This is a genomic window from Acinetobacter sp. ANC 5045 (assembly GCF_004331005.1).
Taxonomy (GTDB): domain Bacteria; phylum Pseudomonadota; class Gammaproteobacteria; order Pseudomonadales; family Moraxellaceae; genus Acinetobacter; species Acinetobacter towneri.
In genome coordinates, this window is the sequence record NZ_SJNS01000001.1 from 471,726 (window position 1) to 488,821 (window position 17,096).

The following is a 17,096-nucleotide window of genomic DNA, read 5'->3' on the forward strand; positions in this document are numbered from 1 at the left end:
CGAATCATTGATTCGTCTTTTTGCTTATAGCTTTAAAAAGTTTAGAGCAATTCTGCACGCAACTGTTCAGGCGATTTCATTGACAATAAGCCTGGCGCAACATCGTAAGCAGTTTTTGCACCATATTGCTGCATTTGGTTTAAACGATAACAAGCACGTGCGTAAGCCACCAAAATACTCGCGGTAAACTCAGGATTGCTGTCTAACTTCAATGAGAACTCAAGCACTTGTTTTTGTTCATCGCTGGTATTGCCACTGCGAATGACAAAACCACCATGTGGCATGCGTTGGTGATCTTTGGCTAAAGTCGCTTCATCAATAAAATTTACGGTTGTGTTGTAGTCAGCGAAATAATCTGGCATGGTCACAATCGCTTGCTCTACCGCAGCAGCATCGGCACCTTCTGCAAGTACGACATAACATTCACGAGTATGTTTATCTTTGGTGCTTAATACAGGACGCGCACCGCTACGCACTTGCTCAATAGCTTCATTAGATGGAATGGTATATTGCACACCTGCTTTTACACCATCAACACGACGAATGGCGTCTGAGTGACCCTGACTTAAACCTTTACCCCAAAAAGTATAGGTTTCGCCATCAGGTAACAAAGCTTCACCAAATAAACGATTAATCGAGAACATGCCTGGATCCCAACCAATTGAGATGAGTGCAGTTTTCTTGTTCGCTGTCGCAGGTGCATCTACAGATGCATAATATTCAGGAATACGTGCATGCGTATCGAAACTATCGACAATATTAAATTGGCTCGCCAGTACTGGACCTTGTTGTGGCAAGTCGTCTTTTGAACCACCACATAAAATCAGCACATCAATTTTGTCTTGAAAATCTGACAATGAATCCATGTGAAACACTGCTGTTTCAGCAAAACATGGTGAAACGCTTTCAGGCGCACGACGGGTAAAAATACCCACCAATTGTAAATCTGGGTTTTTATGAATCGCCGTTTCAACACCACGACCTAAGTTGCCATAACCAGCAATACCAATACGGATAGAATTTTGCATAAAGACAAATCACTTCATCATGAAAAAATTGAAAAATAAATCAGAGGATAATCACATCAAATTATCGTCTTGATTGATTTTTGATAATGTAAAAATAACGCCTACATAAGACTGCGATGCTACATCAGCGTGCTTATACTACAGCACTTTGCGGTAAATTAAATCATTAAGAAGTGCGATAAAACAAGCCGTTTGATCATTTTAAGGCAAACAAAAAGCCTGCACATGGCAGGCTGTTTGTAAATGTGTGAACCGCGATATTTCGATAAAATCTATCTACATTTCGATGAAATCCATCATCAATATATTACGCACCTGTTTGATAATTTGGTTTTGGCACTGCGGTAGAAGCTTGATAAGGATGGGTAAAGTCCGCCAAACCTGCTGCAGCTTCTTGCACATCTTTACCTTCTTTAATCACGAAAGTATCGAAACCTGCACGTTTCATATAATTTAAGACGTCTTTAAAGACATCACCGACTGCGCGAAGTTCACCCTGAAAGCCTTGACGGCGTAACAATGCCGCAAAAGAATAACCACGGCCATCGTTAAAACCTGAAAATTCAATAAAAATTGCATCCAGTTCTGCCAATGGAAATTCATGGTTTTCAGGCGAAGCATCTACCGTTAAATATAGGGCTTTTTTACCTGAAATTTGTGCCAACTGATCAAGCTGTTCAACGCTGAGCACCACATCACCTTGCGGTAATGCTGCATCTTCAGCAATCACTTGATAAGTATTGTCTGCAATCGTGCCATCTTTTGCGAGCACAGGTAGTGCAGTATTAAGCATAAGCGCGCTCCTTAAATGGTTGAATGCCGACACGGCGATAAGTGTCGATGAAGTCTTCACCTTCACTACGCAAATCTAAGTAGGTATTTAAAATTTCTTCCACCACATCAGGAATCACTTCAGCAGCAAAAGATGGCCCTAAAATATCACCGATTGACGCATCATGGTCTGCATGCCCGCCCAAAGTGATTTGGTAGAATTCCGCGCCTTTTTTATCGACACCTAAAATCCCGATATTACCAACGTGGTGATGACCACAAGCGTTCATACAACCTGAAATATTTAAATCCAGTTTGCCAAGATTATAAATGGTATCCAAATCATCAAAACGGCGTGAAATGGCTTCTGAAATTGGAATAGATTTGGCATTGGCAAGTGAACAGAAATCACCACCCGGACAGCAAATAATATCGGTAATAAAGCCAATATGCGCGCGCGCCAAGTTATTGGCATCGAGCACTTGCCACAATGCAAACAGGTCTTTTTGTGGCACATCTACCAAAGCAATATTTTGCTCATGCGTGGTACGCAACTCACCAAAGGTATATTGATCGGCTAAATCTGCAATCAGATTCATTTCTTCTGTCGTCATGTCACCCGGTGCAACACCTGCACGTTTCAATGAAATGGTGACAATACGATAGCCTTGTACTTTGTGCGCATTGGTGTTGATGTTGAACCATTGCTTGAATTTTGGATACTGCGCAAACAGCTCGCTAAAATCTTCATCGGCATAGTTTTGATAAGCAAATGGCGTGAAGTTTTCATCCATTTTTTGCAAAGTTTCTGCATCAATTTTTAAGGTTTTCACCGTATGTGCAAATTCAGCTTCAACTTTTTCTGCAAATACTGCTGGAGTTAAGGCTTTTACCAAAATTTTGATACGTGCTTTATATTTATTGTCGCGACGACCATGCAAGTTATAAACACGTAAAATAGCTTCTAAGTAAGCAATCAAATCTTCACGTGGCAAGAACTCACGAATAAAGCTACCGATAATTGGAGTACGACCTAAGCCGCCACCAACTTTAATTTTATAGCCAATTTCGCCTGCTTCATTTTTAACAATATAGACGCCAATGTCATGAAATGCAGTCGCAGCACGGTCAATTTCTTCCAGTGCAGACACCGCAATTTTGAATTTACGTGGCAAGAAGGCAAATTCAGGGTGGAAAGTCGACCACTGACGAATTAATTCACAGGTTGGACGTGGGTCAGCAATTTCGCCCGCCACGACACCTGCATACTGGTCTGTGGTGGTATTACGAATACAGTTACCCGAAGTCTGAATTGCGTGCATTTGTACGGTTGCAAGCTCTGCCAGCATGTCAGGCACATTTTCCAGTGCAGGCCAGTTAAACTGAATATTTTGACGTGTTGATACGTGCGCATAGCCACGGTCATAGTCTTTGGCAAGCTGCGCAACTTTACGCAATTGCTTAGAGTTCATCAGACCGTAAGGCACCGCAATACGCAACATTGGCGCATAGCGTTGTACATACAAACCATTTTGCAGACGCAATGGACGATATTCATCCTCAGTCAATTTGCCTGCTAAATAACGTTCCGTTTGGTCGCGGAACTGTGCAACACGTTCATTAATCAGTTGCTGATCGAAATCAGTATATAAATACATGGCGTACAGCTAGTCATTTCTATTATCACGGCTGACAGCATAGCGAGATTCAATCTATCAACAAAATGTGTTTTTTACATATTTATTAGCGATTTTATTGATAAGCCATTGCAACATCACAGCCTGTAAGCCTTTGCCAAAATTTACAGGCTTTTTATAGAGCTATCACAAAATAGTGCATGCTTTAGCACTTTTTCTGCTATAGCATCTATTCGATCTATTATTGATTACCTGAAATTACGACTTGGCTTCATCTTCATCCTGATTTTTAATCTGAGATGACCACTGCCCTGCACCCAAAGCCTGCCCGATATAATCGTAACGCATTTGAGAACGTGAAAATTTAATTGGACACGCCAACTGAGTTTCAGTTTTTTCGGCATTCTGCTGAATAGGAACTTCTACTGTCCAACCGCGTTGCTGTGCCAAAGGTGAATGTAAGGCTTCATCTAAAGTGAATACAGGTTCAACGCAGACATCATATTGCGCGAATACCTGCTGCCATGTGGCAAAACTTTGTGTTTTAATTTTATCTTGAATAGCGTGTTTGACTTGCAAGCGCTCTTGCGGATCTAAAGATGCCCCTTTTTCCAAAAGTATCGGTAAGTTTAAAATCTGTGCCAAACCCTGCATAAACTGCGGCTCTAAACTACCGACTGAAAGATAACGGCCATCTGCTGTTTCATAATAGTCATAATAGGTGCCACCATTTAAGTAAGATTGCTCAGCATATTGAGGAACCTGTGCCGCCAAAACTGCTGAAGCGGCCATATTGTTTAAAGTCGCAGCGCAATCGGTCATCGAAATATCAATATACTGCCCTAAACCACTGCGCTGACGTTCTATCACTGCACTTAAAATCGCCACCAAAGCATGCAATGATCCACCTGCTACATCGGCCACTTGAATCCCGAGCGGCGGTGGCCCGCCTGCTTGCCGCCCACTATGCCCCGCAATGCCAGACAAGGCTAAATAGTTGATGTCATGTCCTGCCCTTTGTTGATAATCGCCTGTTTGTCCATAACCTGTGATGGAACAATAGATCAGTCGCGGATTAATTTTTGCCAAGCTGGCATAGTCCAGCCCTAAACGCTGCATCACGCCTGGTCTAAACTGTTCCAATACAATATCGAATTCGGCAATTTTATCGTGAATAAGCTGAATACTTTCGGGGGATTTTAAATCCAAAGTAATTGACTGTTTATTCCGATTCAAATAACTGTGCGAAGTCGCTTGTCCATTGGCATAGGGCGGAAATAAACGAATTAAGTCAGGACGGGTTGCCGATTCAATATGAATCACCTCTGCACCCATATCCGCCAAATACAAACTGGCAAAAGGGCCGGGCAATAAGGTGGAAAAATCTAAAACTTTTAAACCGCTCAGTGCATGTGTCATTGTTGTGATTACTCGATTTTTACTGATTTTCCGTTCATCTTATAAACAGCAAAACTGTAACACAATGTCATGTTCAGCCATTTACCTTGATCATTTCGGCAATTTATTATGTAAAATAAGTAAAATTGGTATTGTAAATTGCCAATTTCAATTTTTTAGCGTCATTTAGGTCAAGCTTACGTGAATACAAAAGAGACTGAAGGATTTAACATGAGCAGAGATACCATTAGTATCCATTTTGTAAATGCAGCGCTCACGGGTGTTAAGCGACTCGGCATGGATGTCGAAACCTTATTATCTCATGTCGGTATTGAGGCAGAACTTCTGCGCCAACCGAAAGCACGTATTTCACCTGAACAATATACCCGCTTTATTAAAATGTTGTGGATGGTGACCCAAGACGAACACGTGGGTTTTGATTCTCAGCCACGTCGTTTGGGTACATTCGCGATCATGTGCCAATTGGTAATTCACGCCAAAACACTGGGCGATGCCTTAGAACTCTCTTCGCAATTCTACAAACTGTTTGGTGATGATTGGTCGGTTACCTTAGAACGTGATAAACACGAAGCACGTTTGGTACCATCTATTCCACAAGCTATGGATCCTGATCACTTTATTACTGAAAGTATGTTGATGATTTGGCACGGCTTGGCATCTTGGCTGATTGAACGTCGCCTGCCTTTGGAGCGCGTACATTTTGGCTATCCACGTCCTGCACATGCAGATGAATACGATGCGCTGTTCTTTGCGCCTGTCATGCAATTTGACATGCCACGCACCGAAATTACCTTTGCTGCCGACTACTTGGATTTACCAATTCGTCAAACCCAAGAAACCTTAGACGAATTCTTAAAAACCGCGCCTGCGCAATTGTTGGTGAAATTCAAAAACACCAATTCTTTAACTTCGCGTATTCGTGACGTGTTAAAGAGCCAAATTGGCGAAGAAATGCCAACCTTGAACGATGTTGCATCCATGCTGTACCTATCGCCACAAACCTTGCGTCGTCGTTTGGCTGCAGAAGGTAAAAGCTATCAAGGGGTAAAAGATGCATTACGCCGTGATGCCGCGATTCACCTATTGCTGAATCCTGAACTTACCCTTGAAGATGTGGCACAACAAGTTGGCTTTAGCGAAACCAGTACTTTCCACCGTGCTTTCAAAAAGTGGACTGGCGTCACACCTGGTTTATACCGTCAGTTGCACGGTTATCATTAATTTAGAATCGACAATTCACAATAACTCGTAATTCCAATCGATTGCCCTTGCACACCGCAAGGGCTTTTTTTATCGCTCTATTATAGTTTCAATCTTTCTGCCAAATTACTGCGTCATCCCAATTAGCAAAAAACCTCACTGACCTGTACCGTTCTCGTCATTGCACTTCAAAATTTTCAGATTACACTCAAAAGCAATCATAAAGAAAACTATCGACAAGGGATTGATTATGAGCGAGGCCTACATCATTGATGCTATTCGCACTCCGCGCGGCAAAGGAAAAAAAGATGGCGCATTACACGAAGTTAAACCCATTCGCCTACTCACAACCTTATTGAATGAATTGCAACAACGACACAACCTAGACACCTCACAAGTAGACGATATTGTTTTGGGTTGTGTCACACCAATTGGCGATCAGGGTGCAGATATTGCCAAAACCGCAGCGATTGCCGCAGGTTGGGACAATGATGTTGCTGGGGTACAAATCAACCGCTTTTGTGCCTCAGGTTTAGAAGCCGTGAACCTCGCAGCGCAAAAAGTTCGTTCGGGTTGGGAAGATTTAATCGTTGCAGGTGGTGTGGAATCTATGTCACGCGTGGCAATGGGTTCCGATGGTGGTGCTTGGGCATTCGACCCTGAAACCAATATGGCTTGTGATTTTATTCCACAAGGTATTGGCGCTGACTTAATTGCCACACTCGATGGCTATAGCCGTACAGAAGTCGATCAATTTGCAGCAGCATCACAGCACAAAGCCGCAGCAGCACAAGCACAGGGACATTTCGAGCGCTCGATTGTACCTGTCAAAGATCAGGCAGGTGTGGTGATTTTGGCACAAGATGAATTTATCAAACCACAGACCACGGCTGAAAGCTTGGCACAGCTCAAGCCGAGTTTTGCCAATATGGGACAAATGGGTTTTGATGCGATTGCCCTGCAAAAATATCCTGAAGCAGGACAAGTCAATCATGTGCATCATGCAGGCAATTCATCAGGTATTGTTGATGGCGCGGCATTGGTCTTGATTGCATCGGAACAAGCGGTACAACAACACAACTTAAAACCACGCGCCAAAGTGCTTGCTACCGCACTGGTTGGCACAGACCCTGCCATTATGCTCACAGGACCCGCGCCTGCAGCACGCAAAGCCTTAGCCAAAGCAGGACTGAACATTGAAGATATTGATCTGTTTGAAGTCAATGAAGCCTTTGCAGCCGTGGTTCTGCGTTTTATTACAGAACTTCAGGTTGATCCCGCCAAAGTCAATGTGAATGGTGGTGCTATTGCCTTGGGTCATCCACTTGGCGCTACAGGTGCCATGATTTTAGGCACCTTACTGGACGAGCTAGAACGACAAGATAAAAAACGCGGCATGGCTACATTATGTGTAGGCGGTGGGATGGGAATTGCCACCATTATTCAGCGAGTATAAGGAGTATAAAAATGAGCGCCATTCACTATTATAAAAATGCCGATAACATTGTCATTCTAACCTTTGACTCACCAAATCAATCTGCCAACACCATGAATGCTGACTTTAGAGATGCATTAGCGCAAGTGGTACAAAAGTTAAAAGCAGACGAACAAGTGGCGGGAATCATTTTCGCCTCTGCGAAAAAAACCTTTTTTGCAGGCGGTGACTTAGATGAGTTGATTCAAGTACAGCCTGAGCATGCCAGCTCATTTTTTCAGATGATTGAAAACCTAAAAGCACAGCTGCGTTATATTGAAACCCGTGGTATTCCTGTGGTAGCTGCCTTAAATGGCACGGCACTCGGCGGCGGATGGGAACTTGCTCTGTGCTGTCATCATCGTATTGCAATTCGTGATGCAAAAACCAAGTTTGGTTTACCCGAAGTGACTTTAGGTTTATTGCCTGGTGGCGGTGGTATTGTGCGGATGGTACGTTTATTGGGTTTACAAACTGCCCTGCCGCTGTTGATGGAAGGCAAACAGCTGAGTGTGGAAAAAGCACAAAGTTTAGGTTTAATCCATGATCTTGCTGAAAATGAAACAGAATTACTCAGCAAAGCCCAAGACTGGATTCTTGCACATCCTCAATCACAACAAGTATTTGATGTCAAAGGCTATAAAATCCCTGGGGGAACACCATCTACACCTGCTGTCGCGCAAATGCTTTCCATTGCTCCTGCCATGCTACGCGACAAAACCAAAGGCTGTTACCCTGCGCCTGAAGCAATTTTGAGTGCAGCAGTAGAAGGTGCGCAGGTTGATGTCGATACAGCCTTACGCATTGAATCTCGCTATTTTACCCAGCTCGCAACAGGTCAAATTTCTAAAAATATGATTGGCACCTTTTGGCATGGGCTGAATGCGATTAAATCGGGCAGTGGCCGTCCGCAAGGCATTGCACCACATCAAACTCAAAAAGTCGGTATTTTAGGTGCAGGCATGATGGGTGCAGGCATTTCTTATGCCACAGCAAGCAAAGGTATTACGGTTGTTCTGAAAGATGTATCCATCGAACAAGCTGAAAAAGGCAAATCTTACAGTCAAAAACTACTCGATAAACAAGTATCACAAGGTCGTATAAGTGCAGAGCGAGCGGCACAAGTCTTAGCCAAGATTCATCCAACGGCACAGGCTGCCGATTTACAAGGCTGTGATTTGATTATTGAGGCGGTATTTGAAAACCCCGCACTCAAGGCGCAAGTCACTCAAGAAGCCGAAGTTTTTCTGGCAGAACAAGGTGTGATGGCATCCAACACCTCAACCCTACCCATTAGTGAACTTGCCCAAGCGGCGCAAGACCAGCAGCGTTTTATTGGACTGCATTTCTTTAGCCCTGTCGATAAAATGCCATTGGTCGAAATCATTAAAGGAAAAAATACCTCTACCGATACTTTGACAAAGGCCTATGATTTTGTGCAGCAGATTGGTAAAACACCGATTGTGGTCAATGACAGCCGCGGCTTTTTTACCAGTCGGGTGTTTGGCACTTTTGTGCAGGAAGGCTTGCGCTTACTGGCAGAAGGCGTACATCCTGCCAAAATTGAAATGGCTGCTTTAAAAGCAGGCATGCCTGTTGGCCCACTTGCCATTCAGGATGAAGTATCTTTAACCTTATCTGAACACGTGGCACAGGAAGCACGTAAGGCGTTGCAAGCCGAAGGAAAAGACCGACCACTGTCGAGTGCAGATGAAGTCATTCAAACCATGATTCATCAATTCTCGCGTAAAGGCAAAGCTGCAGGTGCAGGCTTTTATGACTATCCTGAACAGGGTAAAAAACAGCTTTGGTCGGGGTTAAGCCATTGGTATCAAAATACCGAAATCGCTGAACAAGAGATGATAGATCGCTTTTTATTTGTGCAAGCACTGGACAGCTTACGTTGCTTAGAAGAAGGTGTTTTAGAATCTGTCATTGATGCCAATGTTGGTTCAATTTTTGGCATTGGCTTCCCTGCATGGACAGGTGGTGCTTTACAATTTTTGAATCAATATGGTTTAACACAGGCTTTGGCACGAGCACAGCAACTTACTGCTGAATATGGCGAGCGTTTTACCCCACCTAAAATCTTGCAAGATCGTGTTGCTGCAGGTGCTAAAAGCATTTAAAGCTAAACTTTAAATTTAAAGCAATCTGGGAGGGATATATCATCCCTCTTTTTATTTGCTCAAAATTACAATGAATATCCCTGCATAAATAGAATTTAATCCGTTTTTCATGCATTTTATGTTATAAAGTTACATAATTTTAAGATTTAGATTCAAATTGGGTAGATGCACATGACCGAACGCCTTACTCCTGAAAAATCACCTTGGGGTTGGAAAGCACTCTTTATTTTCTGTATTTTGGGTGGAATTTTCATGTTTATTTTCTGGTTAGCGGTCACGAATGAACCTGACTACATGCCTAGCCAGCAACAAAAGCAGAATACTCAGCAACACGCCTTTAAAAATGCGCCAGCTATGTCACAAGAAGCATTGGCAAAAGCACAAGCAGATCGTGAAGCACGTGAAGCTTTGGCTGCTGAAACTGCAGATGCACACGGTATGACTGAAACAGAACATGCCAATATGCCTGAAAACCATGAGCCAGCACCCGCACATGGACATTAATATGCGCTAGCGGCTCTGTTCATACAGTTTATAAAAAGAAATCGCCATGATCACATTCCATCATGGCGATTTTTATTTTGCACGATTAAAATCAGGACTATCGACAATTCGTTTAAAATATCAATCGCATATCTACATGCGGAATACCACAATCTAAATACGACTCACCCTCAACCTGAAAACTCAAACTTTGATAAAACGGAATCGCGTGTTCCTGCGCAGACAACTTGACCCACGGACGTTGCTGCTGCTTTGCCACCTGAATAATATGCTGCATTAAAACACGTCCCACACCTAAACCGCGCTGTGATTTCAACACTGCGACCCGTCCAATACTGTGATTTTCCAGTAAACGTGCTGTTGCAATCGCCTGTCCAGTTGCATAGACCACAAAATGCAAGGCAACTGCATCTTGTGCATCCCACTCATCTTCAGGCGCAATTCGCTGTTCCTGAATAAAGACTTGCTCACGAATAGATTTGGCCTCTGCAGCAAATTGTGTCCAAGTGCCCGATTGAATTTCATAATCTTGCATCTTTATATCCTGTTCCATCTTGCTTAGCACTTAGAACCAATGCCCTGTTGATCCCACTGATCGTTCAACAACAACTCCAAAGAATGTTTTTGAATACCGTACATGGTTTTTAAATCACGAATTTGTGCCAAAACTGCTTGATCAGGTTCACTCCAATTTTGACGTTTGGTTGCCAAAATCATTTTGTTTTTACTGGTGTGTTCTAAAGCGACAAACTCAAAAACTTTGGTGTCATAACCATAGGCTTTGAGCAATAAAGCGCGGATGGTATCGGTTAACATTTCCGCCTGTTGCCCTGCATGAATGCCAAATTGCAGCATCGGTTGCAACACGCTTGGGCTTTGTAATTGTGGACGCAACTCTTTATGGCAACACGGCGCGCACATAATCATTTGTGCATTCAGGCGAATACCAGTATGAATTGCAAAATCGGTGGCGACATCACAGGCATGCAAAGCAATCATTACATCTAAATGTTCTGGCTGATAGGTGCGCACATCGCCCTGAAAAAAATCTAGCTGCTGAAAGTCTGAAGCACTCGCCACCGACTGACAAAACTCAACCATTTTCGGGTTTAGTTCCACCCCAGTCACAAAGGGAATAAATTGCTGCTTTTGCAAATAGTCATAGAGCGCAAAAGTTAAATAGCCTTTGCCTGAACCAAAATCCACCACGCGCAAGGTATTTTCCGAAATTTTGATTTGCGCCAAGGCACCCGAAAAAATTTCAATAAATTTATTAATCTGTTTCCATTTCCGCGCCATGCTCGGAATAATTTGCGCTTTGGCATCGCTAATCCCCAAGTGTTGTAAAAATGGGCTGGATTGATCGACATAACGCTGCTTTTCTCGGTCATGTCCTTGTGGTTCTTTCGGTTTCGCTATAGTCGGTGCTGTTTTACTAATGCTGAGCATGGCTTTCTTTTTGTTCTTTTTTAGCTGAATTTCCTGATCTGTCGTAAATAAATTGGCCTGTTTACAATCTGCCAATAAGTGACTCAATTGTATCTGTGCTTCTGCCAAAGGATAGTTTTTGGTGATATCCTGCGTTTTATGGCGATACAAACAAGTTAAAACGGTGTCTTGATTTAGCTGAATCACCCGTAAGGTGATTTTTTCTAATTGTTCCAGTTCGCCTTTATATTGACTCAGCACCACACGATCAAGCTTTTGTGTATCAATGGCTTGCTGAAAAGCCTCTAAGAATTGTTGTTCCTGCACAGAGGGAGAAGCCAAAGTCGACATAATAAAAACCTGAAAAAATTACAATTCAAGTTTAATTGTTATTACCCTAAAAGCAAAATTGAATTACGATACAGTTGTATAATTAAAGAAATTAAAGCAGATTCGCCATGAAATTAAATGCCCCTTTAGTGCCTGATTATGACCTGCAAGAAGAACGGATTAACTATCTGAGCCATGGTGTTGGTGCGGCTTTGGCATTTATTGCAGGTATTCTTTTAATCATTAAAGGTGCGTATTTAAGTACGGGACAATGGCTAGGTTTGTGGGCCTATGCAATAAGCATGGTACTGCTTTTTTCTGCTTCAATGCTGTATCACATGGCAACCGCAGCAGACCGTCGTTATTTTTATAAAAAGTTAGATCACACCGCAATTTATTATTTAATTGCAGGGACTTATACCCCATTTTTATCCATCGCGATTCCTACTCAAAAAGCACAATATTTGTTAATTGCCCTGTGGATTATTGCCCTGATTGGCACCCTATTTAAACTGGTATTTATCAACCGTTTTCATAAAATTTCTTTAATTGCCTACTTGGTGATGGGTTGGTTAGCCGTTCTGGTCATGGACGATATGCAAGCCTATTTAAGCAGCCAAGCCCTGACCTTTTTGCTAATTGGCGGCATTGCCTACACCGTGGGTGCATTGTTTTATGCCTTAAAACGCGTAAGATATACCCACGCAATTTGGCATGTATTTGTCTTAATTGGTGCAGGCGCACACTTTCTGGCAATTTATCTGTATGTGATTTAACGCTGAATATCGCTCATGTCTTACAGATAAAACGATCAGATTTGAATGGTGTTCATGGATGCAGTTTTGTAACCGACTTCTTGTTCAAAAAAGTATAACTACAAGAAGTATCTACTATTTTTCTGCCAGTGCGGTCTGTTCCAAATTGCACTTTCATTTAAAATTCACTTTACATAAGGTCCTGTATGGCATCTTCATCTACTGCTGCCGCTGAACAGCCGACTCAAAATTCTAAATTTCGAGTACTGACTGCAAGCTTGGTCGGTACCACCATCGAGTTTTTTGACTTTTATATCTACGCCACTGCGGCAGTCATTATTTTCCCGTATCTGTTCTTTCCGATCAGTACTGACCCAATGACGGCAACCATTCAATCTCTCGCCACCTTTGCAATTGCCTTTATCGCCCGTCCAATTGGCGCAGCTTTATTTGGACATTTAGGAGATCGGATTGGACGCAAAGCCACTTTGGTCGCGGCATTATTGACCATGGGAATTTCTACAGTCTGTATTGGTTTACTGCCGACGTATGCACAAATTGGGATTATCGCGCCATTACTGTTGGCGTTGTGTCGCTTAGGGCAAGGTTTAGGCTTGGGCGGTGAATGGTCGGGAGCAGTACTGTTAGCCACAGAAAATGCCCCTGAAGGTAAACGTGCTTGGTATGGCATGTTCCCACAATTGGGCGCTCCGATTGGTTTTATTCTTGCCACAGGTTCATTCCTTATTTTAGGTGCGCTGATGTCTGAGCAAGACTTTATGACATGGGGCTGGCGCATCCCGTTTATTTCGAGTGCCTTATTGGTGATTGTCGGTTTATGGATTCGCTTAAAACTGCATGAAACGCCTGCCTTCCAAAAAGTGTTGAATAAACAAAAAGAAGTCAATGTGCCATTTATTCAGGTCTTTAAAAAACACGCTAAAATGTTAGTGCTCGGTACAATCGCTGCAATTTGTACCTTTGTGGTGTTTTATCTGACTACGGTATTTGCCTTGCAATGGGGCACCAAACAACTGGGTTATTCACGTGAAGAATTCTTAAAACTTCAACTACTAGCCACATTGTGTTTTGCTGCTTTTATTCCCCTCTCAGCCGTTTTAGCCGAAAAATTTGGACGTAAAACCACCTCTATCGCAGTGTGCATCATCTCTGCAATTTTTGGCTTATTTTTTGCCGATATGCTTGCTTCAGGCAGCACGTGGATTGTATTTATTTTCCTGTGTATTGGCTTGGCAATTATGGGACTTACTTACGGGCCCATTGGTACAGTATTGTCTGAAATTTTCCCAACATCTGTACGCTATACAGGCTCCGCACTCACCTTTAACTTGGCGGGTATTTTTGGCGCATCGTTTGCCCCACTCATTGCCACCAAACTTGCCACCACTTATGGCTTGGCTGCAGTTGGTTATTATTTAAGTGCAGCATCCATCTTGTCTTTAATCGCATTTTTAATGATTCGAGAAACCAAGCATGATGATGTAAACAATCAAATTTAAGCGCAAAAATTGCATCAAAAAACCAGCCTCGGCTGGTTTTTTTCATGTAGGCGATGGTGACGGTGCTTACAATAATTCAATAATATCAATCGTGGGCGGCACACCAAAACGAAAAGGAACACCGACCATTCCTGTCCCTACAGTCACAAATACATCGGCATGATCATGGCGATATAACCCCTTTTTATGCCCTAAAATAGATACTTTTTTCATCACATAATCGGTCAGCCACGGCAGTTCAACCTGCCCACCATGGGTATGTCCTGCCAACATCAACGGACGTGTCGGCAATTTTGGCACCATATCCACTGTATCGGGGTTATGTGATAACAACACCCACGGCTTATCCTGAGGTAAATCGGGCATATAGCGCATGTCGGTTTTACCTGCCCATAAATCGCCAATACCGAGCAAACGAAACTCATCAAACTCGACAATTCTACCTTCAATATCAATCACGTTATTTTGTTCTAAAGCCGTTTTTAACAGCTCTTGAATGGGCGGGCCAGGATACTGCTCATCATGATTACCATTTACCGAATATACAGGCGCACAAATTTCTTTTAATACCGCCAATTCTTCGACCAATTTATTTTCAGGCTCATAAGTCCAGTCGCCTGCTACAACGACAATATCGGGGTTTTGCAAATTGAGTTTTTTCACAATTTGCTTCAATTGACGCTCATGCCCAGAAAACAAGCCAATATGTAAATCTGCAATTAAAGCAATTTTGACAGGCTTTAATAAACGGCGATCTGCATGAATTTGATATTTGGTAGTTTTGACTTGAATCAAATGCGGTTCAATAAAACGCGCATAGCTCAACACAGCACTGACTAAAAATACAAAAATCGCTTCGTGGATGGAGTAATAGCCCTGAATACCCGCATAGACACTAAAAAAAACCAAAGGCGGCAACAGGTAAGACAAATAAAATACCAACAAATGCACAAAGGCCTTAAACGGGTGAATGGTTTCTGTATTGGCCTGACTGCGCCATGCTTGCGAAACTGCCCACAGCGCCAAAATTGCCATACCCATATAGAAATACAACACGACTGAATCGTTATCCCACATATTTATTCTCTATTACTTCATACTTCTGCTATTCAATGCTGCGCTAAACCCAGATGTCGCATTTAACCCACACACGTCATATATCTGTATTGTCATATTTATCTTTTCATAGCTGACAATTATACTCAAACCCTATTTTTAACTTATTTGCTCCTCGTGCTAAAAAGGAATTTAATTTGGCAAACCGCAGCTCATCCGCTCCATTTCAAAATATTCGGCACAACGTCTTGTGGCTGAGTTGCGCCTTCGTTTTGACACTCTCAGGCTGTAGCACGCTGCCCAAACAGATTGAACATCCGATCCGGATGGCGTTTGAAACCCCAACCGATCAAACCAGTTTGGCCAAAATTGTACTGCCGCTACGCGAAAAATATCCGCAGCTTACGGGTTATCATGTCCTGTATGATCCGCTCGAAGCCCTAGCAGCACGTATCTATCTGATTAATAAAGCAGAAAAATCTTTAGATTTACAATATTATATTTGGGATAACGATAAAATTGGCGCGCTTGCACTACACGCCATTATTCGTGCGGCAGATCGTGGGGTGAAAGTCCGCTTATTGGTCGATGATAACAATGCCAAAAAAATGGAAGGCATTTATCTCGCGCTTGATCAACACGTCAACATCGACATCAAACTGTATAATCCATATCGCTTTCGACATTATCGTGCCATGGACATGATTTTGGATTTGAAGCGTATTAACCGTCGTATGCACAACAAAAGCTTTATAGCCGATAACCAAATTTCTCTGATTGGTGGGCGCAATATGAGCAATCAATACTATAACGTCAGCGACAATTATCAATTTTCTGATGTCGATGTGATGTTAGTCGGCTCGGCTTCGGATGAAATTATTCACTCTTTTGATGAATACTGGAATGATGACTATGCTTATTCAGTCAAGCAATTGGTCAATCCACAACATTACACCTTGCGTTATGAAAGCTTAAAACAGCAATTAGAACAGCACGATCAAGAAGCCACCGTACAAAATTATTTAGATTTGGTGACTCGTTCTAAAGCGATTGAACAGTGGATGACGCATAGTATTAAGTTCGATTGGGTCAGTGCTGAAGTGGTCAAAGATGCGCCGAGTAAAATTAAAGACCGCGCCTCAAAAGAAGAACATCTCAACTTTCAATTGCTGACGCATTTAGAGAAGCCAAGCAGTAGTGTCGATATTATTTCTGCGTATTTTGTCCCCGAACAATCGGGGGCAGAAAAACTAAAAGACTTGGCGGATGATGGCGTTCAGGTACGCGTACTGACCAACTCCTTTAAAGCCAACGATGTTCCTGTGGTGCATGCTTTTTACGCCAAATATCGAGAAGATTTATTGGCAAATAACGTGCAGCTGTATGAGTTTTTGGCGCGACCTGAAATGGAAAACCTAAACACACATACGCACGAAATTTCCAAAAAAGCCAAAGTCAGTATGAAAGGTTTAAGCCGTTCTAGTTTACATGCCAAACTCATGGCATTGGATGAAAAACAGGTATTTATTGGTTCGTTTAATTTTGACCCACGCTCGGCATATTTAAATACTGAAATTGGGGTGATTTTAAACAGTCCGCCATTGGCTCGCGCAGTTCACCACACCATGGATGTCAATTTGTCCAAATATGCTTATAAACTGGTTTTGGATGCACAGCAAAACATTCAATGGCACATGAAAAATCCACAAGGCGAAACTCAAATTCTGAAAAAAGAACCAGGGATGAAATGGTATCAACGTGCGGCAATGAAAATTACCTCATGGCTGCCAATCGAAGGCTTTATGTAGCAACATAATATTGAAGCTGTTGGATGATGACCATTAT

At 42.5% G+C, this 17,096-nt stretch carries 14 protein-coding genes; 7 read left to right on the top strand and 7 right to left on the bottom strand.

The genetic code is table 11. The features are described from left to right. Nucleotides 1–41: 41 nt before the first annotated feature. The 4 genes from E0H79_RS02380 to E0H79_RS02395 all read right to left on the bottom strand — a co-directional run bounded on the left by E0H79_RS02380 (nt 42) and on the right by E0H79_RS02395 (nt 4,855). A complete protein-coding gene (locus tag E0H79_RS02380) occupies nt 42–1,028 on the bottom strand; it encodes a diaminopimelate dehydrogenase (RefSeq protein ID WP_131260734.1) in 987 nt (328 codons plus the stop codon). A gap of 307 nt (nt 1,029–1,335) precedes the next feature. Beyond that, nucleotides 1,336–1,821 (bottom strand): DUF934 domain-containing protein, encoded by a 486-nt coding sequence (locus E0H79_RS02385; RefSeq protein WP_004972443.1) that lies wholly within the window; start codon nt 1,819–1,821, stop codon nt 1,336–1,338. Then, a complete protein-coding gene (locus tag E0H79_RS02390) occupies nt 1,814–3,457 on the bottom strand; it encodes a nitrite/sulfite reductase (protein ID WP_004972445.1) in 1,644 nt (547 codons plus the stop codon). Before E0H79_RS02390 ends, E0H79_RS02385 begins: the two co-directional genes overlap by 8 nt. A 237-nt stretch (nt 3,458–3,694) precedes the next feature. After that, entirely contained in the window at nt 3,695–4,855 is a 1,161-nt protein-coding gene (locus E0H79_RS02395) for a CaiB/BaiF CoA transferase family protein (protein WP_004972446.1), read from the bottom strand. A 210-nt stretch (nt 4,856–5,065) separates the two neighbouring features. On the opposite strand from E0H79_RS02395, the gene E0H79_RS02400 reads away from it, so the two are divergent. From E0H79_RS02400 to E0H79_RS02415, 4 genes are all read left to right on the top strand, one after another. Continuing rightward, nucleotides 5,066–6,076: an AraC family transcriptional regulator gene (locus tag E0H79_RS02400; protein WP_004972448.1), complete on the top strand. Its 1,011-nt coding sequence runs from the start codon at nt 5,066–5,068 to the stop codon at nt 6,074–6,076. A 229-nt stretch (nt 6,077–6,305) separates the two neighbouring features. Then, a complete protein-coding gene (locus E0H79_RS02405; RefSeq protein WP_131260735.1) occupies nt 6,306–7,511 on the top strand; it encodes an acetyl-CoA C-acetyltransferase in 1,206 nt (401 codons plus the stop codon). Nucleotides 7,512–7,522: 11 nt separating this feature from the next. Beyond that, nucleotides 7,523–9,658, top strand: a complete 2,136-nt coding sequence (locus E0H79_RS02410) for a 3-hydroxyacyl-CoA dehydrogenase NAD-binding domain-containing protein (RefSeq protein WP_131260736.1) — start codon at nt 7,523–7,525, stop codon at nt 9,656–9,658. A 171-nt stretch (nt 9,659–9,829) separates the two neighbouring features. Then, entirely contained in the window at nt 9,830–10,162 is a 333-nt protein-coding gene (locus tag E0H79_RS02415; RefSeq protein ID WP_004972453.1) for a hypothetical protein, read from the top strand. Nucleotides 10,163–10,274: 112 nt separating this feature from the next. Here the strand turns inward: E0H79_RS02415 and E0H79_RS02420 are convergent, their stop codons facing one another. After that, on the bottom strand, nt 10,275–10,697 hold the full coding sequence (locus E0H79_RS02420; RefSeq protein ID WP_004972455.1) for a GNAT family N-acetyltransferase: 423 nt from the start codon (nt 10,695–10,697) through the stop codon (nt 10,275–10,277). 23 nt (nt 10,698–10,720) lie between these two features. After that, nucleotides 10,721–11,941, bottom strand: coding sequence for a class I SAM-dependent methyltransferase (locus tag E0H79_RS02425; protein ID WP_096901570.1), 1,221 nt, complete (start codon nt 11,939–11,941; stop codon nt 10,721–10,723). A 107-nt stretch (nt 11,942–12,048) separates the two neighbouring features. Between E0H79_RS02425 and trhA the strand changes: the two genes are divergently transcribed. Then, on the top strand, nt 12,049–12,696 hold the full coding sequence (gene trhA, locus E0H79_RS02430) for a PAQR family membrane homeostasis protein TrhA (protein ID WP_004972459.1): 648 nt from the start codon (nt 12,049–12,051) through the stop codon (nt 12,694–12,696). Nucleotides 12,697–12,881: 185 nt separating this feature from the next. Then, entirely contained in the window at nt 12,882–14,195 is a 1,314-nt protein-coding gene (locus E0H79_RS02435) for an MFS transporter (protein ID WP_131260737.1), read from the top strand. Nucleotides 14,196–14,261: 66 nt separating this feature from the next. On the opposite strand, the gene E0H79_RS02440 is transcribed toward E0H79_RS02435, so the two are convergent. Then, the gene (locus E0H79_RS02440) at nt 14,262–15,272 is read right to left on the bottom strand and encodes a metallophosphoesterase (RefSeq protein ID WP_131260738.1); all 1,011 of its coding nucleotides are present in this window, start codon (nt 15,270–15,272) and stop codon (nt 14,262–14,264) included. A 176-nt stretch (nt 15,273–15,448) separates the two neighbouring features. Between E0H79_RS02440 and E0H79_RS02445 the strand changes: the two genes are divergently transcribed. Beyond that, entirely contained in the window at nt 15,449–17,059 is a 1,611-nt protein-coding gene (locus E0H79_RS02445) for a phospholipase D family protein (RefSeq protein ID WP_225532188.1), read from the top strand. Nucleotides 17,060–17,096: the final 37 nt, after the last annotated feature.